Annotated in this window: 15 protein-coding genes; 11 read left to right on the top strand and 4 right to left on the bottom strand. The window is 72.1% G+C overall.

Going from position 1 to position 25,532, the window contains the following annotated elements; genetic code table 11:
• The first annotated feature begins 126 nt into the window (after positions 1-126).
• From mrdA to obgE, 11 genes are all read left to right on the top strand, one after another.
• Positions 127-2,379, top strand: a complete 2,253-nt coding sequence (gene mrdA / locus AC0B9F_RS03860) for a penicillin-binding protein 2 (RefSeq protein ID WP_471998610.1) — start codon at positions 127-129, stop codon at positions 2,377-2,379.
• Entirely contained in the window at positions 2,376-3,572 is a 1,197-nt protein-coding gene (gene rodA / locus AC0B9F_RS03855) for a rod shape-determining protein RodA (protein WP_471998609.1), read from the top strand. The genes mrdA and rodA overlap by 4 nt, the downstream gene beginning before the upstream one ends.
• A 13-nt stretch (positions 3,573-3,585) precedes the next feature.
• On the top strand, positions 3,586-3,924 hold the full coding sequence (locus tag AC0B9F_RS03850) for a nuclear transport factor 2 family protein (protein WP_471998608.1): 339 nt from the start codon (positions 3,586-3,588) through the stop codon (positions 3,922-3,924).
• Positions 3,925-3,994: 70 nt separating this feature from the next.
• Positions 3,995-5,494, top strand: coding sequence for a CYTH and CHAD domain-containing protein (locus AC0B9F_RS03845; protein WP_471998607.1), 1,500 nt, complete (start codon positions 3,995-3,997; stop codon positions 5,492-5,494).
• 71 nt (positions 5,495-5,565) lie between these two features.
• Complete coding sequence (locus AC0B9F_RS03840) at positions 5,566-7,527, top strand: TIGR03960 family B12-binding radical SAM protein (RefSeq protein ID WP_471998606.1); 1,962 nt, start codon at positions 5,566-5,568, stop codon at positions 7,525-7,527.
• Between the two features lie 280 nt (positions 7,528-7,807).
• Entirely contained in the window at positions 7,808-8,953 is a 1,146-nt protein-coding gene (locus AC0B9F_RS03835; protein ID WP_471998605.1) for a hypothetical protein, read from the top strand.
• A gap of 46 nt (positions 8,954-8,999) precedes the next feature.
• Positions 9,000-9,788 carry a TIGR03936 family radical SAM-associated protein gene (locus tag AC0B9F_RS03830; RefSeq protein WP_471998604.1) on the top strand — a complete coding sequence of 263 codons (789 nt, stop codon included), beginning with the start codon at positions 9,000-9,002 and terminating at the stop codon, positions 9,786-9,788.
• A 262-nt stretch (positions 9,789-10,050) separates the two neighbouring features.
• Positions 10,051-14,400 carry an Rne/Rng family ribonuclease gene (locus AC0B9F_RS03825; protein WP_471998603.1) on the top strand — a complete coding sequence of 1,450 codons (4,350 nt, stop codon included), beginning with the start codon at positions 10,051-10,053 and terminating at the stop codon, positions 14,398-14,400.
• 200 nt (positions 14,401-14,600) lie between these two features.
• Entirely contained in the window at positions 14,601-14,921 is a 321-nt protein-coding gene (gene rplU, locus AC0B9F_RS03820; RefSeq protein WP_009188585.1) for a 50S ribosomal protein L21, read from the top strand.
• Between the two features lie 14 nt (positions 14,922-14,935).
• A complete protein-coding gene (gene rpmA / locus AC0B9F_RS03815) occupies positions 14,936-15,190 on the top strand; it encodes a 50S ribosomal protein L27 (protein WP_010476314.1) in 255 nt (84 codons plus the stop codon).
• Positions 15,191-15,321: 131 nt separating this feature from the next.
• Positions 15,322-16,767 (top strand): GTPase ObgE, encoded by a 1,446-nt coding sequence (gene obgE, locus AC0B9F_RS03810; protein ID WP_471998602.1) that lies wholly within the window; start codon positions 15,322-15,324, stop codon positions 16,765-16,767.
• A 19-nt stretch (positions 16,768-16,786) separates the two neighbouring features.
• Here the strand turns inward: obgE and AC0B9F_RS03805 are convergent, their stop codons facing one another.
• From AC0B9F_RS03805 to AC0B9F_RS03790, 4 genes are all read right to left on the bottom strand, one after another.
• Positions 16,787-17,959 (bottom strand): hypothetical protein, encoded by a 1,173-nt coding sequence (locus tag AC0B9F_RS03805; protein ID WP_471998601.1) that lies wholly within the window; start codon positions 17,957-17,959, stop codon positions 16,787-16,789.
• Positions 17,960-18,094: 135 nt separating this feature from the next.
• On the bottom strand, positions 18,095-19,639 hold the full coding sequence (locus tag AC0B9F_RS03800; protein ID WP_471998600.1) for a DUF6020 family protein: 1,545 nt from the start codon (positions 19,637-19,639) through the stop codon (positions 18,095-18,097).
• 2 nt (positions 19,640-19,641) lie between these two features.
• Positions 19,642-23,211 carry a bifunctional glycosyltransferase/CDP-glycerol:glycerophosphate glycerophosphotransferase gene (locus AC0B9F_RS03795; protein WP_471998599.1) on the bottom strand — a complete coding sequence of 1,190 codons (3,570 nt, stop codon included), beginning with the start codon at positions 23,209-23,211 and terminating at the stop codon, positions 19,642-19,644.
• 70 nt (positions 23,212-23,281) lie between these two features.
• The gene (locus AC0B9F_RS03790; RefSeq protein WP_471998598.1) at positions 23,282-25,495 is read right to left on the bottom strand and encodes a bifunctional glycosyltransferase/CDP-glycerol:glycerophosphate glycerophosphotransferase; all 2,214 of its coding nucleotides are present in this window, start codon (positions 25,493-25,495) and stop codon (positions 23,282-23,284) included.
• Between the last annotated feature and the right edge of the window lie 37 nt (positions 25,496-25,532).

Here is a 25,532-nt window from a genome sequence, read left to right as displayed (position 1 = left end):
TTCACCGGTACGGGTGAACGGCGCCGGAACCGGCGTTCGGGGGCCGTTCGTTCACCACTCGTACGCACCCGGCCACCGTCCGTACACGCCCAGTCGTCCGCGTCCTGAGAGGGGGAGACAGCCGCAGTGACCAACATCCCGGAGACCGGCCGGACGCCCCGCGTCCAGATCCGGCTCGTCGTCATCCAGATCCTCGTCCTCTCCCTCCTCGGCACCCTCGGCGGCCGCCTGTGGTACCTGCAGATCCGCGAGGGCGCGCAGTACCAGAAGCAGGCGTCCGGCAACCACGTCCAGCAGGTCGTCCAGCCCGCCGTGCGCGGCTCGATCCTGGACGCGCGCGGCGTGCCCCTCGCCGACAACGAGACGCGGCTGGTCGTCTCCGCCTCCCGCACCGACCTGCTGAAGCAGAAGGACGACGGCAAGGCGGTGCTCACCAAGCTCGCCGGTGTCCTCGGCATGGACCCCAAGGAGGTCCTGCTGAAGGTCCGGCTGTGCGACGCCAAGACACCCCAGCCGTGCTGGAACGGCTCGCCGTACCAGCCGATCCCGATCACCGACGAGGCCACCCCCAGGCAGGCCCTGCAGATCCGCGAGCGCGCCGAGGACTTCCCCGGCATCTCCGCCGAACCCGAGGCCATGCGCCGCTACCCGGCCCCCGGCAAGGCCAACACCGCGCAGGTGCTCGGCTACCTCTCCCCGGTCACCGACGACGAGATCCAGAAGGCCAAGGACACCGACTCGCCCTTCCTGCGCTCCGACCAGGTCGGCCGCTCCGGCCTGGAGCGGCAGTACGACAAGGCGCTGCGCGGCAAGGCCGGCGTCACCCGCTACGAGGTGGACAACCTCGGCCGGGTCATCGGCAAGGCCCAGTCCGACGCCGCCGAGCCCGGCGCCAACCTCGTGACCAGCATCGACGCCCGCGTCCAGCGGGTCGCCGAGTACGAGCTGAACGAGGCCATGAAGGCCGCCCGCGGACAGTTCGACAAGATCACCGGCACCAACTACAAGGCCGACTCCGGCGCGGTCGTGGTGATGGAGGCCAAGACGGGCCGCATCGTCGCGATGGCGTCCAACCCGACCTACGACCCCAACGTCTGGGTCGGCGGCATCTCGTCCAAGGACTACACCGCGCTCACCGGCAAGAACTCCGACTACCCGCTGCTGAACCGCGCCATACAGGGTCAGGCGGCGCCCGGCTCGACGTTCAAGGTCGTCTCCACCGCGGCCGCCGTGCAGGCCGGTTACGAGTGGGACGGCGGCTACCCCTGCACCAGCGCGTACTCGGTGGGCGGCCAGGTCTTCAAGAACTTCGAGGGCGAGAGCTTCGGCCCCATCTCCCTCGGCCGCGCCCTGGAGGTCTCCTGCGACACCGTCTTCTACGGCCTCGCGGACCGGGAGTGGAAGAAGGACGGCGGCATCAACCCCAAGAAGGGGGAGCCGAAGGACTGGTTCTTCAAGACCGCCCACCAGTTCGGCCTCGGCAAGGAGACCGGCATCGACCTCCCCAACGAGGTCACCGGCCGCGTCCCGGACCGCCAGTGGAAGCTGGACTACTGGAAGGCCAACAAGGACGCCTGGTGCAGGACCGGCAAGAAGGACGGCGACTACGTCGAGAAGATCGCCTACGAGAACTGCCTCGAAGGCAACAAGATGCGCGAGGGTGACGAGATCAACTACTCCATCGGCCAGGGCGACACCCTCGTCACGCCGATCCAGGAGGCCGTGATCTACGGCGCCGTCGCCAACGGCGGCACCATGTACCAGCCGACCATCGGCAAGGCGATCGTCAGCCCGGACGGCAAGAGCGTGCGGGAGATCAAGCCGACGGTGCGCGGCCGCCTGCCGGTCAGCCAGGCCACCCTCAAGGGCATGGACGACGCCTTCGCGGGCGTCATCACCCGGGGTACGGCCGCCTGGAAGTTCGGCGGCTGGCCGCAGGACAAGATCGCGCTGCACGGCAAGACCGGCACCGCGGAGGTCTACGGCAAGCAGACCACGTCCTGGCTGGCCACCTACTCCAAGGACTACACGGTGATCATGACGATCGCCCAGGCCGGTACGGGTTCCGGAGCCTCCGGCGAGGCCGTGCGCAACATCTACAGCGCCCTGTACGGCGTGCAGTCCGACGGCTCGATCGACAACAAGAAGGCACTGCTGCCCCAGCCGCAGAAGGGCCTGCCCAAGGTCCGCCCGGACGGCACCGTCGCCGCCCCGAAGATCACCGGCGACCCGGGGAAGGACGCCGAGGCCTCCCAGAAGGGCAACCCGACCAACGGCGACGGCCAGCAGCCCGCCGCCACGGCGTCCCCGACCACCGGCGGCAACCGCACCACCCGCAGAAGGCCGCGCAGGCGGGGAAGCCGGAGGATGCCCCGATGACCGGTGTGAACAGCTTCTCCGTCTCCGGGTACGGCCCCGAGCGGGCCGGGTGGACCAGGCTCTTCGCCCGTGACTCGCTCACCCGAAGGCTCGACTGGCCGATCCTGCTCGCCGCCCTGGCGCTGTCCCTGATGGGCTCGCTGCTGGTGTACTCGGCGACCCGCAACCGCACCGAGCTGAACCAGGGCGACCCGTACTTCTTCCTGCTGCGGCACCTGATGAACCTCGGCATCGGCCTCGCCCTGATGATCGCCACGGTGTGGCTCGGCCACCGCGCCCTGCGCAACATCGTGCCGGTCCTCTACGGCCTGTCCGTGCTGCTGGCCCTGGTGGTCCTCACGCCGCTCGGCGCGACGATCAACGGGCAGCGCAACTGGCTCGTCGTCGGCGGCTTCTCGATCCAGCCCGCCGAGTTCCTCAAGGTCACGATCATCCTGGGCATGGCCATGCTGCTGGCCGCGCGGGTGGACGCGGGCGACAAGCTCCACCCCGACCACCGCACCGTGGCCCAGTCCCTGGGTCTGGCGGCCGTGCCGTGCCTGATCCTGCTGCTCATGCCCGACCTCGGCTCCGTGCTGGCCATGGTGGCGATCATCCTCGGCGTGCTGCTCGCCTCCGGCGCCTCCAACCGCTGGGTCTTCGGCCTGCTCGTCGCCGGAGCGATCGGCTGCGTCGCCATCTGGCAGCTGCACATCTTGGACGAGTACCAGATCAACCGGTTCGCCGCGTTCGCCAACCCGGACCTGGACCCCGCGGGCGTCGGTTACAACACCAACCAGGCGCGCATCGCGATCGGCTCCGGCGGCCTGACCGGGGCCGGGCTGTTCCACGGCTCGCAGACCACCGGGCAGTTCGTGCCCGAGCAGCAGACGGACTTCGTCTTCACCGTCGCCGGCGAGGAACTGGGCTTCGTCGGCGCCGGGCTCATCATCGTCCTGCTCGGCGTGGTGCTGTGGCGGGCCTGCCGCATCGCCCGCGAGACCACGGAGCTGTACAGCACGATCGTCGCCGCCGGGATCGTCGCCTGGTTCGCCTTCCAGGCGTTCGAGAACATCGGCATGACCCTCGGCATCATGCCGGTCACCGGCCTGCCCCTGCCGTTCGTCTCCTACGGCGGCTCGTCGATGTTCGCGGTGTGGGTGGCGATCGGGCTCCTGCAATCGATCAAGGTGCAGAGACCGCTGTCCGCGTGAGAGAGGAGGCCCGATGAACCGCGACCCGGTCGAGATCGTGCGCGAGGTGTTCCGGCTCTACCGGGCCCAGGACGCGGACGCCGCCCGTCCGCTGTACGCCGAGGACTTCACCTTCACCAGTCCGCAGGACGACGGACTCGGCAAGGCGGCCTTCTTCGAGCGCTGCTTCCCGACCGCCGGCCGCTTCGCCGAACAGCGGCTGCTGCACGTCACGCCCGCCGGCGAGGAACTGGTCCTCGTGCTGTACGAGTACCAGCTGACCGGCGGCGAGCGGTACCGCAACATGGAGGCGATCACCGTGCGGGACGGGCTCATCCGGCAGGTGCAGGTCTTCTTCGGCCCCCGGGTGTGATCCAGCCGGGCGCGGCCATGTCGCGGCCGACGCCCTGCCGGCCCGGCGTCCCAGCCACTAGATTCGGGTCATGGCGGAGACGAAACGCGAGATCGAGCGCAAGTACGAATCCGACGACGGCGAGCTGCCCGACCTGACCGGCGTCGCCGGAGTCGCGGCCGTCCTCGAACAGGGCGTCACCGAACTGGACGCCACGTACTACGACACCGCCGACGAACGCCTCGCCGCGTCCGCGGTCACCCTGCGCCGCCGCACCGGCGGGTCGGACGCCGGCTGGCATCTCAAGCTCCCCGTCGAGCCCGGCGTGCGCGACGAGATCCGCGCACCGCTGTCCGACACCGTGCCCGACGAGATCGCCGCGCTGGTCCGCTCCCGGATCCGGCACGCCGAGCTGGTCCCCGTGGTCCGGCTGCGCAGCTCCCGGGACGTGCGGCACCTGGTCGACGCCGACGGCGCGCTGCTGGCCGAGGCGAGCTCGGACGACGTGCGTGCCGAACGGCTCAACCGGGCGGGCGGCACCGCCCGGTGGACCGAGATCGAGGTGGAGCTGGCGGACGGCGGCGACCCCGCCTTCCTCGGCAAGGTCGACAAGCACCTGCGCAAGGCGGGCGTCCGGCCGTCGGCGTCCCCCTCCAAGCTGGCCCGGGCCCTGGAGGAGACCGGCGGCACCCGGACCCGGACGGCCGCACGCGCCGAGCCCGTCACGGCCGGCGACCACCTCCTCGCCTACCTGCGCGCCCAGCGTGACGCGATCGTGGCGGGCGACCCGGCCGTCCGCCGGGACGTCCCGGACGCCGTCCACACGATGCGGGTGGCGACCCGCCGCATGCGCAGCACCTTCCGCACCTTCGGCAGCGTCCTGGACCGGGCCGTCACCGATCCGGTCGCCGCCGAACTGAAGTGGCTGGCCGGCGAGCTGGGCGCCGACCGCGACCAGGAAGTCCTCGCCGAACGCCTTACGACCGCCCTCGACGACATCCCGCCCGACCTGGTCCACGGCCCTCTCCACGAGCGGTTCACCACCTGGGCGGGCGCCCGGCACCGCCACACCCGCGGCCACCTCGTCGCCGTACTGGACTCCGCCCGCGCGCTCGCCCTGCTCGACACCCTCGACGCCGTGCTCGCCGACCCGCCGCTGCGCAAGAAGGCCGCGAAGAAACCGGACGCGGTGCTCACCGCCGCCGTGCACAAGGACCTCGCCAAAGTCTCCCGGCTGATCGCCCAGGCGCTCGGCCTGCCGCCGGGCCACGACCGCGACCTGGCCCTGCACGAGGCCCGCAAGAAGGCCAAGCGCGCCCGGTACGCCGCCGAGGCCGCCGCCCCCGCCCTCGGCCGCCCCGCCCGCTCGCTGGCCAAGTCGATGAAGTCCCTCACCAGCCTGCTCGGCGACCACCAGGACAGCGTCATGGCCCGCCACACCCTGCGCGAGCTGGCCGCCGTCGCCCACGCGGCGGGGGAGAGCACCTTCACCTACGGGCTGCTGTACGGCAGGGAAGAGGGGCGCGCCGCCGCCGCGGAGCGGGAGCTGCCCCGGCTGTGGAAGCAGATCGAGGAAGGGACGAGCCTGTGAGCGTACGGGGGTACCCGCCGACCGGGTTACGCTGAAGGGTCACCCCTGTCAGCTCACGAAGGTTCCCCCGGATGTCTGTCGAGTCGGTGTTCCCGCAGCTCGAAGCCCTGCTGCCGCATGTGCAGAAGCCGATCCAGTACGTGGGCGGCGAACTGAACTCCACCGTCAAGCCCTGGGACAGCTGTGATGTCCGCTGGGCGCTGATGTACCCGGACGCGTACGAGGTCGGTCTGCCCAACCAGGGCGTCATGATCCTCTACGAGGTCCTCAACGAGCAGGAGGGCGTCCTCGCCGAGCGCACGTACAGCGTCTGGCCGGACCTGGAGGCGCTGATGCGCGAGCGCGGCGTCCCGCAGTTCACGGTGGACAGCCACCGCCCGGTGAAGGCGTTCGACGTGTTCGGCCTCAGCTTCTCCACGGAGCTGGGCTACACCAACATGCTCACCGCCCTGGACCTCGCCGGCATCCCGCTGGAGGCGAAGGACCGCGGCCTGGACGACCCGGTCGTCGTGGCCGGCGGACACGCCGCGTTCAACCCGGAGCCGATCGCCGACTTCATCGACGCGGCCGTGATCGGCGACGGCGAGCAGGCCGTCCTCGACATCACGAAGATCGTGAAGGAGTGGAAGGCCGAGGGCCGCCCCGGCGGCCGCGAGGAACTGCTGCTGCGCCTGGCGAAGACGGGCGGGGTGTACATCCCGCAGTTCTACGACGTCGAGTACCTGCCCGACGGCCGTATCGCCCGCGTCGTCCCGAACCGCTCCGGCGTGCCGTGGCGGGTCTCCAAGCACACCGTCATGGACCTGGACGAGTGGCCGTACCCGAAGCAGCCGCTGGTGCCGCTCGCCGAGACGGTCCACGAGCGGATGTCCGTGGAGATCTTCCGCGGCTGCACCCGCGGCTGCCGCTTCTGCCAGGCCGGCATGATCACCCGCCCGGTGCGCGAGCGCTCCATCACCGGCATCGGCGACATGGTCGAGAAGGGCCTGAAGGCGACCGGCTTCGAGGAGGTCGGCCTGCTGTCGCTGTCCTCCGCCGACCACAGCGAGATCGGCGAGGTCGCCAAGGGCCTCGCGGACCGCTACGAGGACGACAAGATCGGCCTGTCGCTGCCGTCCACCCGCGTCGACGCCTTCAACATCGACCTGGCGAACGAGCTGACCCGCAACGGCCGCCGCTCCGGTCTGACCTTCGCCCCCGAGGGCGGCTCCGAGCGCATCCGCAAGGTCATCAACAAGATGGTCTCGGAGGAGGACCTGATCCGCACGGTCGCCACCGCCTACGGCAACGGCTGGCGCCAGGTGAAGCTGTACTTCATGTGCGGCCTGCCCACGGAGACCGACGAGGACGTGCTGCAGATCGCCGACATGGCGACGCGCGTCATCGCCAAGGGCCGCGAGGTGTCGCGCTCCAACGACATCCGCTGCACGGTGTCCATCGGCGGCTTCGTCCCCAAGCCCCACACCCCCTTCCAGTGGGCGCCGCAGCTCTCCGCCGAGGAGACCGACGCCCGCCTGGAGAAGCTGCGGGACAAGATCCGCGGTGACAAGAAGTACGGCCGTTCTATCGGCTTCCGCTACCACGACGGCAAGCCCGGCATCGTCGAGGGCCTGCTCTCGCGCGGCGACCGCCGTATTGGCGCCGTCATCCGCGCGGTCTACGAGGACGGCGGCCGCTTCGACGGCTGGCGCGAGCACTTCTCCTACGACCGCTGGATGGCCTGCGCGGACAAGGCGCTGGCCCCCTTCGGCGTCGACGTCGACTGGTACACCACCCGCGAGAAGACCTACGAGGAGGTCCTGCCCTGGGACCACCTGGACTCGGGCCTCGACAAGGACTGGCTGTGGGAGGACTGGCAGGACGCCCTCGACGAGACCGAGGTCGAGGACTGCCGCTGGACCCCGTGCTTCGACTGCGGCGTCTGCCCGGCGATGGACACCCACATCCAGATCGGCCCGACCGGTAAGAAGCTGCTGCCGCTGACGGTCAAGAACGCCGCTCCGGCGCCGGCCGCGAGCGGTCACACGCACTGACGGACGGCCCGCCGAGCCCCCTCCCCCGGGCAGCCCCCGGGGGAGGGGGCTCGTCGCTGTCCGCTCCCGGCCGGGAGATCCGTCGTGCACGCCCTCGACTACCGGGGGCTGCTGTACCTCGGCGCCGCCGTGGCGGTGGCGGCGTGCCTCGTCGCCCGGGCCGCGGGGGCCGCTCGCCTCCGCAGCGGGAAGCGGCCGGCCGGACGGGCCGTGCGCGGCCGTGACGGCATCGCAACCCCCCGGGTGAATCCGCGGCGGCGGCCGCTGCGTCCTGTCGGACATGGAACCGCAGATGCCTCCGCCCCGGCCCCGGCAGCCGGAAGGCTGCCTCGTCGTCGCCGTTCGCCTGCCCGTGCGGATCGTCGTCCTGGTCCTCGTCGTGCCGGTGCGGATGCTGTGGGACGCGGGGGTCGTCGCCGGGCGGGTGCTGCGGGACACGGTGCTGCGGCCCCTCGGGCGGGCGCTGCTGTGGCTCGGGCGGGCCCTGTTCGTGTGGCCGTTCGTGGCGCTGTGGCGGTACGTCCTCGTCCCCCTCGGCCGGGCGCTCGCCTGGCTCACCCGGGTCCTGCTCGTGGTGCCGGCGCTCTGGCTGTACCGGTGGGTGCTGACCCCCGTCGGGCACGCGCTGGCGTGGGCGGCGCGGGGGATCGGCGCGGCGGTCGCCTGGCTGGCGCTCGGCATCGGCGCGGGCCTCGGGTGGCTGTACGCGCGCGTGCTGACGCCGGTCGGCCGGGGGCTGCTGTGGGTGCTGCGCGGCGTCGGGTTCGTCCTCGGTGCGCTCGGCGCCGGGGCGTACGCGGTCCTCGCATGGCTCGTGCGCTACCTGGTCGTCGTACCGGCCGCCTGGCTGTGGACCTGGGTGCTCGCGCCGGCCGGGCGGGCCGTCGCCTGGTGTGCCCGGGGCGTGGCGTGGGCACTCGGCATGGCCGTCACCGGCCTCGGTCTCGCCCTGTACTGGGCCAGCCGGGTGCTGTTCGTGCTGCCCGCGCTCGCCGTGTGGCGGTGGGTGCTCGTGCCCGTCGGACGGGCTCTCGCCGTGATCGCCCGGGAGGTGGGGGCCGCGCTCGGGCACGCCTGGCGGATCGCCGGGCGGATCTCCCTCGCGGTGGGGCGCTTCCTCGGCACCGTCCTGCGGTGGGTCGTCGTCGAGCCGCTGCGCTGGGTCTACCGCGGCGTGCTCACCCCGGTCGGGCACCTCGTGCGCGACGCCGTCCTCAGGCCCGCCGCCCGGGCCGCACGCGCGGTCGGGCGGGCCGTGCGGCAGGCGCTCGTCTCGGCCCGGGAGTCGGCGCGGCAGGCGCGGGCGGACTTCCGGCGGATGCTGTTCGGGGAGCCCCCTGAGAGGGAGGCGGTGGCCCGGCGGGAACCTGACGGCCGCGAGACACGTACTCTTGAGAGAGGTACGACCGCTCTCACAAAGGACTAGGACACTGGGCAAGCGACAGCCCGAAGGCCCGCCGCCCGCACCCGCGGTGCAGCGCATCCGACTGCGCTACACCAAGCGCGGCCGCCTGAGGTTCACCAGCCACCGCGATTTCCAGCGCGCCTTCGAGCGCGCGCTGCGCCGCGCCGACGTACCCATGGCGTACTCGGCGGGGTTCACGCCGCACCCGAAGGTGTCGTACGCCAATGCCGCACCCACCGGCACGGGCAGTGAGGCGGAGTACCTGGAGATCGCGCTCACCGCGGCGCGTGACCCGGAGCAGCTGCGCGTCCTCCTCGACGAGTCGCTGCCCGCCGGGCTCGACGTGATCGAGGCGGTCGAGGCGCACACGTCCGGGCTCGCCGACCGGCTCACCGCTTCCGTCTGGGAGCTGCGGCTGGACGGCGTCGACCCGGCCGACGCGCGGCGCGCGGTGGAGGCCTTCAACGCGGCCGAGGCGGTGGAGGTGCAGCGCCTGACCAAGAACGGCATGCGCACCTTCGACGCCCGTCCGGCCGTCGTGAGCCTGGAGACAACTGAAACGCACAGTTCGCCGGCTGATAGGCCGAGTGACCAGCCCTGTGCGATACTGCGGCTGGTTGTTCGGCACGTGACGCCTGCCGTACGACCCGACGACGTCCTGTCCGGTCTCCGCGCCGTGGCCGACCTGGCGCCGCCGGTCCCCGCAGCGGTGACCAGGCTGGCGCAGGGGCTGTTCGATGAAGAGACCGGCACGGTGACCGACCCGCTCGCGCCCGACCGCGAGGCAGCGGTGGCCCTCGAAACGGCCGCTACGGCTGCCGCCGCGACGGTGCCGGCGCCGGAAGGTTCCGCGTAGGGACGGACGTCGTAAGCGCCGCCCTGGTACTCGGGAGCCACCTGGGTCGGGCAGCGCACCGACCACAAGACTTTCGCCAGGCCGTACGCGACAAGGTGTACGGAACCGGTGAGACAGGACACAGAAAGCTCCCGTGTGGCGCCCGCGCCCCGGACGGCGGCACCGCGCATCGCGCGAGCCGCGGACGTCAACGGTGGCCGATCCTCGAGATCGGCCCCGGACCAGGCGCGGCGCCCGGGAGCCTGACGGGAGATACGCCCGCATGCTCGAGCCGACCGAACCCACCCAGGGTTCCGAAGAACAGAACACTCCCAGCGACACCCTGCCGCCGCGTCGTCGGCGCCGTGCCGCTTCCCGCCCGGCCGGTCCGCCGGCCCACACCACCTCCGACGTCCCCGCCGAGACGGTCGAGCCGGCCATACCGGCCGCCGCGACCGCCGGCCCCGAGGCGGACGGGCAGGACACCGAGGCCGTCGCGGCCGCGGTGAACGCCGAGGCCGAGGAGGAGGCCGCCGTCGCCGAGGCGCCGGCCCTTCAGGCCCAGGGCGCCGAAGAGGCCGCGCCCGAGCGCCGTACGCGGCGCCGTGCCACCCGCCGCGCCTCCGCGCCCGCCGGAGCCCCCGCGTCCGCGGAGGCCGCTGAGACGGTCGTGCCCGCCGGTGCCGGTGAGGCTGCCGGGGCCGAAGGGGCGAAGGCCCCCGCCGAGGCCGTCGAGGCGTCTGCCGAGGAGCCCGCGCCCAAGGGCCGCCGCCGTCGCGCCACGCGCCGTGCCTCCGCGCCCGCCGGAGCACCGGCCGCCGCCGAGGCCGCTGAGACCGTCGTGCCCGCTGCCGGCGACGCCGCGATCGCCGAGACCGGGACCGCCGAGGCGCCCGCCGCCGAGGACGTCGCGGAGGAGGCCGCGTCCGAGCGCCGTACGCGGCGCCGCGTGACTCGCCGTGCCACCGCGCCCACCGGAGCCCCCGCGTCCGCCGAGTCCACTGAGCCGCTTGTGGCTTCTGGTGCCGCCGAGGTGCAGGCTCCCGAGGTCCAGGCCGCCGAAACGCCCGCCGAGCCGCTCGCCGCCGAGGCCCCCGCCGAGGAGGCCGCGCCCAAGGGCCGTGGCCGCCGCCGGGTCGCCCGTCGCGCCTCCGCGCCCGCCGGGGCACCGGCCGCCGCCGAGACGCCCGTGACCGCCGAGCCCCCCGCCGCCGGTGTCGACACCGAGACCACCGCCGTGGCCGGCGCGGGTGAGCCCGCCGCCGAGGCGCAGGAGCAGGCTGTCGAGAAGACTCCCGCTGAGCAGGCCCCCGCCGAGCAGCCCGAGGACGGCGCCCCGCGCCGTGGCCGCCGCCGCGTGGAGCGGCGTGCGGCGAGCGGGTTCGCCGCGGCCGCGCAGCCGGCCGGCGACGAGTCCGGGTCGGCGCGCCGGCCCGCGCGCCCCGCGGTCGCCGTCTTCCAGGCGCCCGTGTTCACCGAGCCGAGGTTCCAGACCCCGGAGCGCGCCGCCGCGGCGGCGGCCGCCGAAGGCCACCCTGTCCCCGCCCCGGAGCAGGCCGTGGAGGCCGAGGAGCCGGCGGAGGAGCAGACCGCGTCGCGCCGCAGCCGCCGTCGTCGCCGGGGCGCCGCGGAGGAGCCGGAGCGGCTCGCCGAGAAGACCGCCGTGGTGGAGACCCCCGCCGACGAGGAGGCGGAGGAGGCCGACGAGGAGGCCGAGGACGCCGCTGAGGGTGACGAGAGCGAGGACACGGGGTCCCGCCGTCGCCGCCGTCGCGGTGGCCGTCGCCGTCGCCGCGGTGAGTCCGGTGACGCGGACGGCGCCGAGGCCGACAGCGACGAGCTCGCCGCCGAGCAGGCCGCGCAGGACGCCGAGGACACCGCCGAGCAGGTCGAGGAAGACGACGACGAGGCCGAGGACGCGTCGTCCGCGGCCGAGGACGACGCCGACGACCAGGCCGGCGGGTCCACCGCCGGCAGCCGCCGTCGTCGTCGCCGTCGCCGCCGTGCGGGTGACGCGTCCGCCGAACCCGAGCCGTCCGCCGACGACCCGGAGCGCACCGTCGTCAAGGTCCGCGAGCCGCGCCCGGCGCGCGAGAAGGGCGCCGAGCCGTCCGACGAGGTGCAGTCCATCAAGGGCTCCACGCGTCTGGAGGCCAAGAAGCAGCGCCGCCGCGAGGGCCGTGAGCAGGGCCGCCGCCGCGTGCCGATCATCACCGAGGCGGAGTTCCTGGCCCGCCGCGAGGCCGTCGAGCGCGTCATGGTCGTCCGCCAGTACGGCGACCGTACGCAGATCGGCGTCCTGGAGGACGGCGTGCTCGTCGAGCACTACGTCAACAAGGAGCAGGCGGTCTCGTACGTCGGGAACGTCTACCTCGGCAAGGTGCAGAACGTCCTGCCGTCGATGGAGGCCGCCTTCATCGACATCGGCAAGGGCCGCAACGCCGTGCTGTACGCCGGTGAGGTCAACTTCGAGGCGCTCGGCATGGCCAACGGGCCGCGCCGTATCGAGTCCGCGCTGAAGTCCGGCCAGTCGGTGCTCGTCCAGGTCACCAAGGACCCCATCGGCCACAAGGGCGCCCGCCTGACCAGCCAGGTCTCCCTCCCCGGCCGCTACCTCGTGTACGTGCCCGAGGGCTCGATGACCGGCATCAGCCGCAAGCTGCCCGACACCGAGCGGGCCCGGCTGAAGACGATCCTCAAGAAGATCGTCCCCGAGGACGCGGGCGTCATCGTGCGCACCGCCGCCGAGGGCGCGAGCGAGGACGAGCTGCGCCGCGACGTCGAGCGGCTGCAGGCGCAGTGGGAGGACATCCAGAAGAAGTCCAAGAACGGCGGCAACGCCCCGACGCTGCTGTACGGCGAGCCGGACATGACCGTCCGGGTCGTGCGCGACATCTTCAACGAGGACTTCTCCAAGGTCATCGTCAGCGGTGACGAGGCGTGGCAGACCATCCACGGGTACGTCGCGCACGTCGCGCCGGACCTCGCCGACCGGCTGCAGCGGTGGACCAGCGAGGTCGACGTCTTCGCCACGTACCGGATCGACGAGCAGCTCGCCAAGGCGCTGGACCGCAAGGTCTGGCTGCCCAGCGGCGGTTCGCTGGTGATCGACCGGACCGAGGCGATGGTCGTCGTCGACGTCAACACCGGCAAGTTCACCGGTCAGGGCGGCAACCTGGAGGAGACGGTCACCAGGAACAACCTGGAGGCGGCCGAGGAGATCGTGCGCCAGCTGCGGCTGCGCGACCTCGGCGGCATCATCGTCATCGACTTCATCGACATGGTGCTGGAGCAGAACCGGGACCTGGTGCTGCGGCGCCTGCTGGAGTGCCTGGGCCGTGACCGCACCAAGCACCAGGTGGCCGAGGTGACCTCGCTGGGCCTGGTGCAGATGACCCGTAAGCGGGTCGGCCAGGGTCTGCTGGAGTCGTTCTCCGAGACCTGCGTGCACTGCAACGGCCGCGGTGTCATCGTTCACCTCGACCAGCCCGGCTCCACCGGTGGCGGCGGCAAGCGCAAGAAGCGCGCGCGGGCCGGCGCCGCCGACCAGCCGCACGAGCACGAGTACGAGGCCGTCGCCGAGGCGGCGGTGCAGAGCGCGCCGACCGCCGAGCAGGAGGCCGAGAGCGAGGACGAGGTGGCGGCCGAGGCCGCCGAGCCGTTCGCGCTGCCCGAGCCGGCCTTCGCCCCTGACGAGGAGCTGTACAGCAGCATCGCCGAGGCCGAGGCGGCCGCGTCCCGTGGTGGCCGCGGCCGGCGCCGGGCGAGCCGGCGGGCGTCCGCCCCGGCGGGCGCGCCGAAGGCGGAGTCCGCGCAGGCGGAGGCCCCCACGGCCGAGCCGGTGCAGGCCGAGGCGACGAAGACGGAGCAGCCGAAGGGCCGGGGCCGCAGGGCCGCGCGGGCCGAGGCCTTCGCCGAGTCCCTGGCGCCCACCGCGCAGACGGTGACCGCCGAGGAGGAGGCCGAGCGGCCCGTGCGGCCGGAGCCGGCCGCCGAGGTGCTGGCCGAGCCCGCGGCCGTCGAGGACGCCGTCGTCGCGGCGCCCGAGGTCCCGGCCGCCGAGCCGGCCGCGCCTCAGGGCCGTACCCGCCGCCGGGCCACCCGCCGGGTGTCCGCGCCGGCCGGTTCGCCCGCCGGGGCGGAGGCGGCCGTGGTGACGGTCCCGGAGACCGCGCCCGCCGAGGCCCCGCAGGCTGAGGCTCCCGCCGCGGCGCAGGTCCCGGCCGCCGAGACAGCCGAGGCTCCCGCCGAGCCCGCCCCTCCGGCCCGTCCGCGGCGCCGGGCCGTGCGGAAGGCCACCGCGCCGACCGCACCGGCGGAGACGGCCGTCGTGGTCCTGCCGGCCGCCGAGCCGCAGGTCCCCGTTGAGGCGACCGAGGCCGCTGACGCGTCCGAGGCCGTCGAGGGCGAAGAGGTGGCCCCGGCCAAGAAGACCGCCCGCAAGGCGGCCAAGAAGGCCACGGCGAAGAAGGCCGCCACCAAGACGACGACGGCCAAGAAGACGGCCGCGAAGAAGACGGCCGCCAAGAAGACGACGACGAAGAAGGCGGCCGCGAAGAAGACGGCCGCCAAGAAGACCTCGGCGGCGGAGCAGACGGGCCCCTCCGTCTCGGCCTCCGCCGACGAGTCCTGACCGATCAGGTCGCACGGGGCCCGGTTTGACCCTTCCGGGCCGGGCCCCGTAACCTAGGCCGTCGGCGTGTCCAATGCGCATGCCACATCCCCGTAAACCTCTTCCTCCCGGGCACACGGCTGACCGGGAGAGGTCGTCCGCGTATGCCGGGCGGCTGGCCTGCGGGGGTGCCGTTCCCCGAGCGAGAGAGTGAGACCCGCGTGTACGCCATCGTGCGCAGCGGTGGTCGCCAGCACAAGGTTGCTGTCGGCGACATCGTTGAGGTTGACAAGATTTCCACTGCCAAGGTTGGCGACACGGTCGAGCTCTCGACCCTGCTCGTTGTCGACGGCGACGCCGTGACCAGCGACCCGTGGGTGCTGGCCGGCATCAAGGTCCAGGCCGAGGTCGTGGACCACCACAAGGGCCAGAAGATCGACATTCTGCGCTACAAGAACAAGACCGGCTACCGCCGTCGTCAGGGCCACCGCCAGCAGTACACGGCGATCAAGGTCACGTCGATCCCCACGGCCGCGAAGTAAGGGACTGAGGAGAAATGGCACACAAGAAGGGCGCATCGTCCACTCGGAACGGTCGCGACTCCAATGCCCAGCGGCTCGGCGTGAAGCGCTTCGGCGGTCAGGTCGTCAACGCGGGTGAGATCCTGGTCCGCCAGCGCGGCACCCACTTCCACCCGGGTGCGGGCGTCGGCCGTGGCGGCGACGACACGCTGTTCGCGCTGCAGGCCGGCTCGGTGCAGTTCGGCACCTTCCGCGGCCGCAAGGTCGTGAACATCGTTCCGGTCGCCTGAGTCGGCTGATCGGAAGCTTTCGCGAGGCGGACCTCACTTCCCGGTCGGGAAGGCGGGTCCGCCTTTCGCGTGTTACACCGAAGACATCTCGTACCAAGAGAATCTCTCGTACGTCTCTGGAGGCACCCACCATGACCACCTTCGTGGACCGCGTCGAACTGCATGTCGCCGCGGGTAACGGAGGTCACGGCTGTGCCTCCGTCCACCGCGAGAAGTTCAAGCCGCTCGGCGGTCCGGACGGCGGAAACGGAGGGCGTGGCGGCGACGTCATCCTCACCGTCGACCAGTCCGTGACCACGCTGCTGGACTACCACCACTCCCCGCACCGCTCGGCCACCAACGGCAAGCCCGGTGAGGGCGGCAACCGCTCCGGCAAGGACGGCCAGGACCTGATCCTGCCGGTCCCGGACGGCACCGTCGTGCTGGACAAGGCCGGCAACGTCCTCGCCGACCTCGTCGGCCACGGCACCTCCTTCGTCGCCGCCCAGGGCGGCCGCGGCGGCCTCGGCAACGCGGCGCTGGCCTCCGCCCGCCGCAAGGCGCCCGGCTTCGCGCTGCTGGGCGTGCCCGGCGACCTGCGCGAGATCGTGCTGGAGCTGAAGACCGTCGCCGACGTGGCGCTGGTCGGCTACCCGAGCGCCGGCAAGTCCTCGCTGATCTCGGTGCTGTCGGCGGCCAAGCCGAAGATCGCGGACTACCCGTTCACCACCCTCGTGCCGAACCTCGGTGTCGTCACCGCCGGTTCGACCGTCTACACCATCGCCGACGTGCCCGGCCTCATCCCCGGCGCCAGCCAGGGCAAGGGCCTTGGCCTGGAGTTCCTGCGCCACGTCGAGCGGTGCAGCGTGCTCGTGCACGTGCTGGACACCGCGACGCTGGAGTCCGACCGGGACCCCGTCTCCGACCTCGACATCATCGAGGAGGAGCTGCGTCAGTACGGCGGCCTCGACAACCGTCCGCGCATCGTCGTCCTGAACAAGATCGACGTGCCCGACGGCAAGGACCTCGCCGAGATGGTCCGCCCGGACCTGGAGGCGCGCGGCTACCGTGTCTTCGCGGTGTCTGCGGTCGCCCACACGGGCCTGAAGGAGCTGTCGTTCGCGCTGGCCGACCTGGTGGCGAAGGCGCGGGCCGCCAAGCCCAAGGAGGAGGCGACCCGTATCGTCATCCGGCCCAAGGCCGTCGACGACAGCGGGTTCACGGTGGTGCGTGAGGACGCCGACGGCGAGCCGCTGTTCCGGGTGCGTGGCGAGAAGCCCGAACGCTGGGTGCGGCAGACCGACTTCAACAACGACGAGGCCGTCGGCTATCTCGCCGACCGGCTCAACCGCCTCGGTGTGGAAGAGGAGTTGATGAAGGCGGGCGCCCGCTCCGGCGACGGCGTCGCCATCGGCCCCGAGGAGAACGCGGTCGTCTTCGACTGGGAGCCGACGGTGATGGCGGGCGCCGAGATGCTCGGCCGGCGTGGCGAGGACCACCGCTTCGAGGCCCCGCGGCCCGCGGCCCAGCGCCGCCGGGACAAGCAGGCCGAACGGGACGAGTCCGAGCGGGAGTTCGACGACTTCGACCCGTTCTAGGCCGCGAGCTGGGCGGCGGTCAGAAGCCGCCGCCCATCTGCACGTACTCCCGCACGCTCAGCGCGCGGTGGGCCGTGCCGAGCAGCTCGCTGCCAGGGGCGGAGTACAGGGCGCGAACCCCGTTGTCCGCCCAGGCGCACTGGGCGACGTGCTGTTCCCGTATGACGAGCCCCTGGCACTTGAACAGCACGGGGCTCTTGTCGAGGCCTTCTTCGCGCTTGAGGAGGAACAGCCGGGGCTTCTCCGTCACCGTCACGCCGGGCGCCCCGGCGGCCGTGCGCAGCATGTGGTCGCGGGCCCGCCGGGGGTCCTCGATCCGGCCGTGGGCGCCGTCGACGGCGAGCCACTGGCTGACGGACTCCGTCGCGTCCGGCAGGTAGAGGCCGGACACTTCCCTCACGTCCTCATGGCCCGGATCGGGTGCTGTCGCGATCGGCGGGATGCCGTCCGGCCGGCTCTGTGCCCGGATCCAGGCGGAGTCCCAGATCGTCTCGGGCATCTTGAGCTCGGGCGGGCCCGACGGATACCGCGTGTAGCGCGTGGCCCCGGCCAGCGGCCCCCGCGTCATGCTCCACAGCCCCGGGCCGGCGCACAGCAGGGCCAGCACGGTGCACGACACCCACACCGCCCGGCGGCCCCGCGTACGGCCCAGGATCAACGCCAGCAGCGCGAAACCGCCGGCCACGCCGAGCAGGACGGCACCGGCCGTCTGCCGGCCCTCCCGGCTGCCCCGGGTCTCTCCCTCCTCCTGCGGGACCGGGGCCGTGACCGTGAAGTGGTCCTCGTGGCTCAGCGCGTTCGACGGGTCGTTCGGGAAGACGGCCACCGTGACGTCCTCGTCGACGAGCGCCGTGTCGAGCCGCAGCCTGAGCGGCCGCACCGTCGTGCAGGACAGGACCCGCCTCGTCCCCACCCTCCGGCAGCCGTCGCCGAGGCCCACCAGGGTGGTGTGCGCGGGGAAGAAGTACTGCAGCGTCGCGCCCTTCGCGAGGTGCGCCCCCTCGGGCAGGGCGGACCGTGCGTCGCGCACCTCGGGGTGCACCGTGACGGTCCCGCCCACCTCGGCGGTGGCGTAGTCCTCCTCCACCGCGACTCCGTAGCCGGGACCGTCCGCCGCCACGCTCACGGGGGCCGTCATGGCCAGCAGCGCCGTGGCGGCGGCCATGCCCAGGGCGGCACGATGAGCCCTCATCCGCGTCCTTCCGTCGACTCCCGCGTACCTGCGTGAGACCTCCGGCCGGCGCGATCGGTTGTACGGGACACCGGAAGGGCCCGCCCGCACTCCCGTGAGGGAGACGCGGGCGGGCCCATCCGACGTGTCAGCGGCTCAGGCCACCGGCTCCGGATCCCGGTCCGCCGGCGACGGCTCCTCCGCCTCCTCGGTCGGCCCCGAGGACCCCGGGCTCTCCCCGCCCTGCCGGCCGAAGCGCGGCTTGGCGGCGAGCAGCGGCAGCGTCAGGATGCCGAGGAACAGCGGCGCGAACATGTACCGGGCCAGCGGCGCCGGGTTGGCCGCCACCACCGTCAGCTGCAGCGCCAGCGGGACCGACATCATGGCCAGCGGCGCCCAGGACTTCTGCCGGCGGGCGAACGCCAGGAAGATCGCGTACGCGACGTAGCACCAGGTCGCGCCCCGCCACAGCAGCCACTGAAGCTGCGGGGTCTTGCTGGCCTTCCAGATGAAGAACGCCAGCTTGTGCAGCGTGTCGCTGAGCGGGCGGATCTTCAGGATCGGACGGTACTCGCTGTGCTTGATGTCCTGGTTCCAGTCGGCCCAGCCGAACAGGTTCTTCGGCACCGACGGCGGGCTGATCAGCGTCTGGCCCATCTTGTCCGCGGGCCCCGGGAACGGCGACCAGGCGATCTGCGAGCGGCACAGCCGTGCCCCGATCATCTGGTCCGGGGTGCGCTGCAGGACCCGCATCCACAGGTCCATCAGCTCGGTGTTGTACTCGGCGGCCTTCGGGCGGTTCATCGGCGGACGCATCGCCCAGTCGGCGTTGTAGCAGTTGGCCGCCCGGCCGCCCCAGTGGGACAGCGGCGCCACCTTCGCCATCAGGTCCTTGTCGGCCTGGGTGAAGGTCCACGGGGCCTTGCCGTAGACGACCGCGATGTCCGCGTAGTTCATCGCGTACACCTGGTCCTTGGTCGGCGTGATCACGCCCAGCGCGGGGTAGATCCACAGCTGCAGCGCGCCCGCGATCACCGCCGGGATCACCGTCGCGACCAGCATCGCCCGGCGCATCTTCGGCAGGACGAACAGCAGCACCGGCGCGGCGAGGACGGCGACCAGCAGACCGTTGTTGCGGAACAGGCCCATCGCCAGGAAGCCGGTGAACAGCAGCGCGACGTCGTTGCGGAACGCCTTGTCACGCACCGCCTGCCGGCCGCGCATCCGGCGCACCACGAGCCGTCCGGCCGCGCCGAAGGCCACGACCGAGCCGATGACGAACGGCACGTCCTTCCACACGAAGATGGTGAACGAGCCGATCGACGGCACCACCGCCACCATGATCGCGGCCGTCGCGCTCCACTTGCCCGGCACCCCGAACTGGCGCAGCGTCGTCGCCACGTAGGCGAGCGACGCCGCCATGGCGACGCTCTGGAGGAGCGTCAGGACCGACAGGTCACCGGTGATGTTGAGCGAGAGCCAGACCAGCCCGTCGTAGGCCACCGAGTGGTTGGACATCCAGTGGCCGGTGGTGACGTGCCAGACGTAGGCGATGGAGTCGTAGCTCATCCCGCCGGGGTAGAAGGCCGCCCACCACAGCAGGAAGACGACCTGGGTGACGGCATAGACGGCCAGGGGCATCCGGCGCCGGGCCGGGATGCGTTCCAGGCGTTGCCTGACGGCACTGGGGATCGTGGGCACGCTCAACGCTCCGCGGGCTCGTGGGACTGGTCGGGGTGCGCGAGTTCCAGCATCCGGTTGATCACTCGCTCGCCGGCGTGGCCGTCGTCGAGGTCGCAGAAGACGTCCTTGAACTCCCGGTAGGCCTCCGTGTAGGAGGCGCTGATCCGGTCGATGTCGGCGAGCGCGTCGATCAGTTCGTCCGAGGTCTGCAGCAGCGGACCGGGGGCCTTGTCCTCGAAGTCGAAGTAGAAGCCCCGCAGCTGGTCGCGGTAGTACTCGAGGTCGTACGTGAAGAACAGCATCGGACGGCCCGTGTTCGCGAAGTCGAACATGAGCGACGAGTAGTCCGTGACCAGCACGTCGGTGATCAGGAACAGCTCGGCGATGTCCGGGTAGCTGGAGACGTCGAAGACGAAACCGTCACCGGCGCCGGGCACCGCGTCGACGATGTTCGAGTGCTTGCGCACCAGCAGGACATGGTCGTCACCGAGGCGCTCGGCGGCCTTCTTCACATCCAGCCGCATGTCGAACTTGTAGTTGCCGGCCCGGTAGAACTGGTCGTCGCGCCAGGTCGGCGCGTACAGCACGACCTTCTTGCCGGCCGGCAGGCCGATCCGCTCGCGCACGCTCTTCGCCAGCTCCTGAGTGTCCTCGGAGAGCAGCACGTCGTTGCGCGGGTAGCCGGACTCAAGGATCTCGCCCTCGAACTGGAAGGCCCGCCGCATGATCGGCGTGGAGAAGCGGTTCGGGGAGATGAGGAAGGACCAGCTCGGCGCCTCCTCGGCGACCTTCTGCAGGTACTTGCGGTCGGCGAACTGGACGCTGTCGATGTCGTGGCCGATCCGCTTGAGCGGCGTGCCGTGCCAGGTCTGCACGATGACCTGGCCCTCGCGGCGGCGGATCCAGTGCGGCAGGTGCGTGTTGGTGACGATGTACCGGCTGCGGCCGAGCGCCTCGTACCACTCGCGGCTCCACCGCCGGATGACCTTGACGCCCTCGGGGATCTCGGCGCGGCGGTCCTCCACCACCCACACGTGCTCCAGCTCGGCGCCCCGGGCCACCAGCTGCTCGTAGACGGCACGCGGCGAGTCGGAGAACTGGCGGCCGGAGAACGAGGCGTACAGGACGGTGTCCCGCAGCGGGGCGGTACGGGCCTGCGCGTACACCTTGGTGCGCAGCTCGCGCTGGCGGTACCAGCCGACCTCGGCCGGGCCGAGGTCCGGTGCGGCCTCGATCAGCAGCCGGTCGAAGAAGCGGTGGGTGAGCGTGTAGTCCCGGCCGCGCACGGTGAAGTCGACGGGCAGGGCGTCCAGCGCGGACGGCACGGCACGCACCGGCACCTCGACCCGGGAGCCGGTGGTGCGGGCGAACAGGTACCAGCGGCCCTGGCGCAGCGGCACCTTGGCGATGCTGTCCGGCACCGGCAGGAAGTCGGCGGTGAGCACACCGTCGGCCACGGTCGCCGGGTAGGCGTGCTCCTCGGCGTGCCGGCTGTGCCGTACGACGATCTCGACCGGCTCCTCGACGTGCGCGGGCAGCGCGGCCGTGAGGGCGATACGGCCCTCGGCGCTCACCGACAGCTCGCCCGTCATGGGCTGCACGGGCTGGGTGCGCAGCACCAGGCGGCCGGAGCCGTCGCTGGTGACGGCGATCACACGGCTGCCCCAGGCGGCGGTGGGACGGCCGTCCACGGAGGTCTGCCGGCCGAGGTCGCCCTCGGCGGCGTCCACGGCGACGGGGAAGCGGCGCTTGCCGCCGACGCCCAGCTCGGCCGTCCACTTGTCGGAGACGTGCAGGTTGGTGCTGTCACGGCCCTCGACGTCCAGGCCGGCGAGCGGCACCCGCACCGAGAACGTGCCGCCGGTTCCGCGCTCCACCGGCAGGTCGAGCACGGACTCGGAGGAGCCGTGGGTCAGGCGCAGGGTGAGCGGCGCGTCACCGGTGGCGGCGTCGTGGCCGAGCGTGCCGGTCAGCTCCAGCACACCGTCCTCGGCCCGGTGCCCGGTCAGCCGCGCCCGCACCCGCTCGACGCGCAGGTACAGATGCTCGTCGGCGACGTACGGAACGACCCGCACGTCCTTGTCGACCCAGAACGGGGACGGGCTCTGCGCGCTGCCGGTCTCGCCGGCCTTCAGCCGGGTGCGGCGCACGATGCCCTGCTGGACGGTGGTGACGGTGAGCCGCCACACGCCGTCGCGCCAGCCGCCGCGCGCCTTGAGCTTGGCCGGGTTCAGGTCGGCGGTGAAGCCGGACCAGTCGTAGTTGTGCAGCGACTGGCCGGAGGTCTGCGTGGCGCGCAGCGCGCGCGCCGGGTTCGGCCGCACCAGCACGGTGCGGCGGCTGCCGACCTCGCGCAGCATCAGCACGCGCAGCGCGGTGCGCTGCGGCCGCTCGGCGGCCAGGTTGCGGATGTAGGCGTGGCCTTCGAGGTGCAGCCGGCCGCCGCGCCACACCAGCGCCTCGGCGCGGGCGCGGGCGGAGAAGTCGTTGTCGACGCGCAGTACCGAGCGGGGCACGGCCTGCCGGCCCTGGTCGAGCACCGGGTAGTCGGCGAAGTGCCGCAGGCCCTGCCGGACCACGGGGACGGCCCGCCCGGTCTCCCGCTCGTAGGCGAGCAGCTCCATCAGCTCGGTCAGGCGGCCCTCACGGATCAGATGGCACTTCAGCCGCAGCGCGACCGGCAGGCGGGGCATGACCGCCTCGTCGACGCGGCTGAGGAAGTCGGCGGAGCCGCTCATGAACAGCTCGCGGAACTCGTCGCCGGCCTCGTCGAGCACGCCCATGAACAGCGGCAGCTCGTCGGTGATGAAGATCTCGTCGTACCAGCGCTTGTGGGCGACGTACTCCTCGCCTGGCTGGGAGGCGAGGAACCGGCTCACCCGGTCGCACGAGCGGATGCGGTCGCGGACGTTGACCGGCTCGGTGCGGCGCTGGGTGATGGAGGGGGCGCCGCCGGTGCGCTGGCGCCACAGGTAGATCGGCTCGCCGAGCACGTCGACGGCCGAGGCCAGGAAGTGCGCGGGCAGCGTGACCGGGGCGTCCTCGTAGAGGATGCCGGGGAACTCGAAGGCGTGCTTGTCCCAGAACGAGCGGCGGAAGACCTTGTTCCACGCCGTGCGGTCGTAGACGAGGTTCTTGTCGCGGCTGATGTGGGTCCGCGTGCGGTCGGTGCGCAGCCGCTTCTCGTGCAGCGGGGAGAGGAGGATCTCGCCGGCCTTGAGCAGGTTGACGTTGCCGCTGACGAAGTCCGAGCCGGACGCCTCCAGACTGGCGACGCACCGCTCGTAGGCGTCGGGCAGCACGATGTCGTCGCTGTCGACGAACGCGAGGAACTCGGTGCCCTCGGTGAGGTGGGCCACACCGGTGTTGCGGGCGGGGCCGAGTCCCTGGTTCTCCTGGGCGACGACCCGGATCCGGTCGTCCTTGGCCGCCCACCTCTCGGCGATCGCGAGACTGCCGTCCGTGGAGCCGTCGTCGACGACGATTGCCTCCCAGTCGGTGAACGTCTGGTCCGCGATCGACTGCAGGCACTCGTCGAGGAAGAGTTCCACGTTGTACACGGGAACGACTAGTGACAGACGGGGAGGCATCTGCGGTACTGCGCCTTTCTCAGGTTACGTATGTGTCCGGCGGCGACCGGACCCGCCGGACACGGTAGCTCTAGCCCCGCGTGAGACGGCTCGGACGCTCCGCCGGAAGTGTCACCGGCGGCACATCCTCCTGGTTCAGGAAGACCCTGCGTACCACACGCTCCGCCGCCCGGCCGTCGTCGAACTCGCAGAACCGCCTGCGGAACTCCGTGCGTGCCTTCGCGGAGGTGTCGTCGCACCAGCGCCCCGAGAGGAAGACGTCCAGGAGGTCCCCTTCGGTTTCCACCACGTGGCCGGGCGACTCTACGTGAATGTCGAAGTAGGTGCCCCGGGTGGCCCGGTACACCTCCCAATCGTTGGCAAAGACGACGATCGGCCGGTCCAGCAGCGCGTAGTCGAACATCAACGACGAGTAGTCGGTGAGCAGACAGTCCGCCGCCAGGTACAGCTCCTCCACCGACGGGTGCCCGCTCACGTCGACGATCGGGGAGCCGTCCGTGGCGCCCGGCCCCGTGCCGAGGTTGAAGTAGTGGGCGCGCGAGAGGACCGTGAAGCCGTCTCCGAGCCGCTCGGCGAAGTGCTCCAGATCGAGCAGCGGCCGGGGCACCGCCTGGTAGTCCCGGTGGGTCGGCGCGTACAGCACGACCTTCTTGTCCGGGGCGAGACCGAGCTTCTCGCGGGCCCTCGCCCGGTCCTCGTCGGTGGCGTTGACCAGCACGTCGTTGCGCGGGTAGCCGTAGTCGAGGGAGGTGTAGCCGGCCGGGTAGGCGCGGTTCCAGATCGCGGTGGTGAAGCTGTTGGAGGAGACGCTGTAGTCCCAGCGGTCTATCCGCCGCACCAGCGTCTCCATGTCGAGGTCGGCCTGGCCGATCGGGTACTCGACGAGATCGACGCCCATCCGCTTGAGCGGCGTGCCGTGGTGGGTCTGCACGAAGACCTGACCCGGGCGCTTGACCACCAGCGTCGGAAAATTGACGTTGTTGACCAAATATTTGCTGCGGGCCATGGCCTTCCAGAAGCCCCACGAGCCCGGACGCACCACGGTGGTGCCGGCCGGCGGCATGGTGCGCGCGCCCGGCTTGAGCACCCAGGTCGTCTTCACCTGCGGGGCCAGCTCCAGCAGCTTCTGGTGGATGGCGGCCGGGTTGCAGGCGTAGTCGGCGTTCCAGTACGCGGCGAACACCGCGGTGTCCTTGCGCACCGGCAGCATCCGCTGGCCCCGGTAGTACGCCCGCAGCACCACCGAGCGCACCGGCTTCTTCAGCCGGCGCGCGGCCCGGTAGGCGCGGCGCGCGACGGGGCGCAGCCGGACCGGGAGCCGCTCGGCGACGCGGCGCCTGGCCGGCTTGCCGGAGGCGGCCTTCGGCGAACGGTGGCCGGCCGGGCGGCGGGCCTGCTCGGCCTGGAGCCGGCGGGCACGGAACTCGGCGCGCGCGTCGGCGGGCAGCCGGCCCGGCATCCGCTCGATGACGCCCAGGTGGAAGGCCATGCGCTCGTACAGCGGTCCGCGCCAGCGGTCGAACTGCGGGTTGTCGTCCAGGAAGGAGAACACCAGGTCGTACTGGTCGAAGACGTCGAAGTGCTTACGGCTGGAGGAGGACAGGATGGAGCCCTGGCGCCGCTGGCGGTAGTGCACGCAGACCCGGTCCAGCAGGGCGATGGTCTCGGCCGCCACCAGCACCGGGTAGGTCCACGGGGTGTCCTCGTAGTAGCCCGTGGGGTACTCGAAGCCCCAGCGCTCCACGAAGTCGCGGCGGTAGGCCTTGTTCCAGGCGACCTGCAGCAGGTCGAGCAGGTCGGGGTGGTCGTCCAGGCGGAACGCGCCGCGCGGGCCGTCGGTCAGGACCGGCCGCTTGGCGTTGGGGGAGACGCGGCCGTCCCAGTAGGTGCGTTCGTAGTCGAAGACCAGCAGCTCGGGGTCGCCGGTCTCCTCCAGCCGGCGCGCGATGGCCTGCAGGGAGCCCGGCAGCAGCGTGTCGTCGCTGTCCAGGAAGATCAGGTAGCTGCCCCGCGCGCGGGCCATGCCCACGTTGCGCGCCCGGCCGAGCCCCACGTTCTGCTCGAGCTGCACCGCCACCACGCGCGGGTCGAGACCCGCGTACTCGTCCATGATCTCGCCGCACGCGTCGGGTGAGGCGTCGTTGACGGCGATGACCTCGAAGTCCGTGAACGACTGGCCGAGCACCGAGTCGAGACAGTCGCGCAGATACGCCTCGACCCCGTACGCCGGGACGACGATGCTGAACCGGGGCGGGGCGCCCTCTTGGGCTTGCGTGGGAATCATGTGGACTTTGCGCTTTCGGAGGGGGGAAGCGGGGCGC

This window comes from Streptomyces sp. NPDC097129 (assembly GCF_055668065.1).
The sequence above is the reverse complement of the archived record's forward strand: the minus strand, read 5'-3'. Positions and strand labels throughout refer to the sequence as shown.

Excerpts from the sequence above, each read along its gene's own strand:
- AC0B9F_RS03845 (WP_471998607.1), top strand. The coding sequence starts at position 3,995 with ATGGCGGAGACGAAACGCGAGATCGAGCGCAAGTACGAATCCGACGAC.
- obgE (WP_471998602.1), top strand. The coding sequence starts at position 15,322 with ATGACCACCTTCGTGGACCGCGTCGAACTGCATGTCGCCGCGGGTAAC.
- AC0B9F_RS03805 (WP_471998601.1), bottom strand. The coding sequence starts at position 17,959 with ATGAGGGCTCATCGTGCCGCCCTGGGCATGGCCGCCGCCACGGCGCTG.
- AC0B9F_RS03840 (WP_471998606.1), top strand. The coding sequence starts at position 5,566 with ATGTCTGTCGAGTCGGTGTTCCCGCAGCTCGAAGCCCTGCTGCCGCAT.
- rpmA (WP_010476314.1), top strand. The coding sequence starts at position 14,936 with ATGGCACACAAGAAGGGCGCATCGTCCACTCGGAACGGTCGCGACTCC.
- AC0B9F_RS03835 (WP_471998605.1), top strand. The coding sequence starts at position 7,808 with ATGGAACCGCAGATGCCTCCGCCCCGGCCCCGGCAGCCGGAAGGCTGC.
- AC0B9F_RS03825 (WP_471998603.1), top strand. The coding sequence starts at position 10,051 with ATGCTCGAGCCGACCGAACCCACCCAGGGTTCCGAAGAACAGAACACT.
- AC0B9F_RS03795 (WP_471998599.1), bottom strand. The coding sequence starts at position 23,211 with ATGCCTCCCCGTCTGTCACTAGTCGTTCCCGTGTACAACGTGGAACTC.
- AC0B9F_RS03790 (WP_471998598.1), bottom strand. The coding sequence starts at position 25,495 with ATGATTCCCACGCAAGCCCAAGAGGGCGCCCCGCCCCGGTTCAGCATC.
- rodA (WP_471998609.1), top strand. The coding sequence starts at position 2,376 with ATGACCGGTGTGAACAGCTTCTCCGTCTCCGGGTACGGCCCCGAGCGG.
- AC0B9F_RS03850 (WP_471998608.1), top strand. The coding sequence starts at position 3,586 with ATGAACCGCGACCCGGTCGAGATCGTGCGCGAGGTGTTCCGGCTCTAC.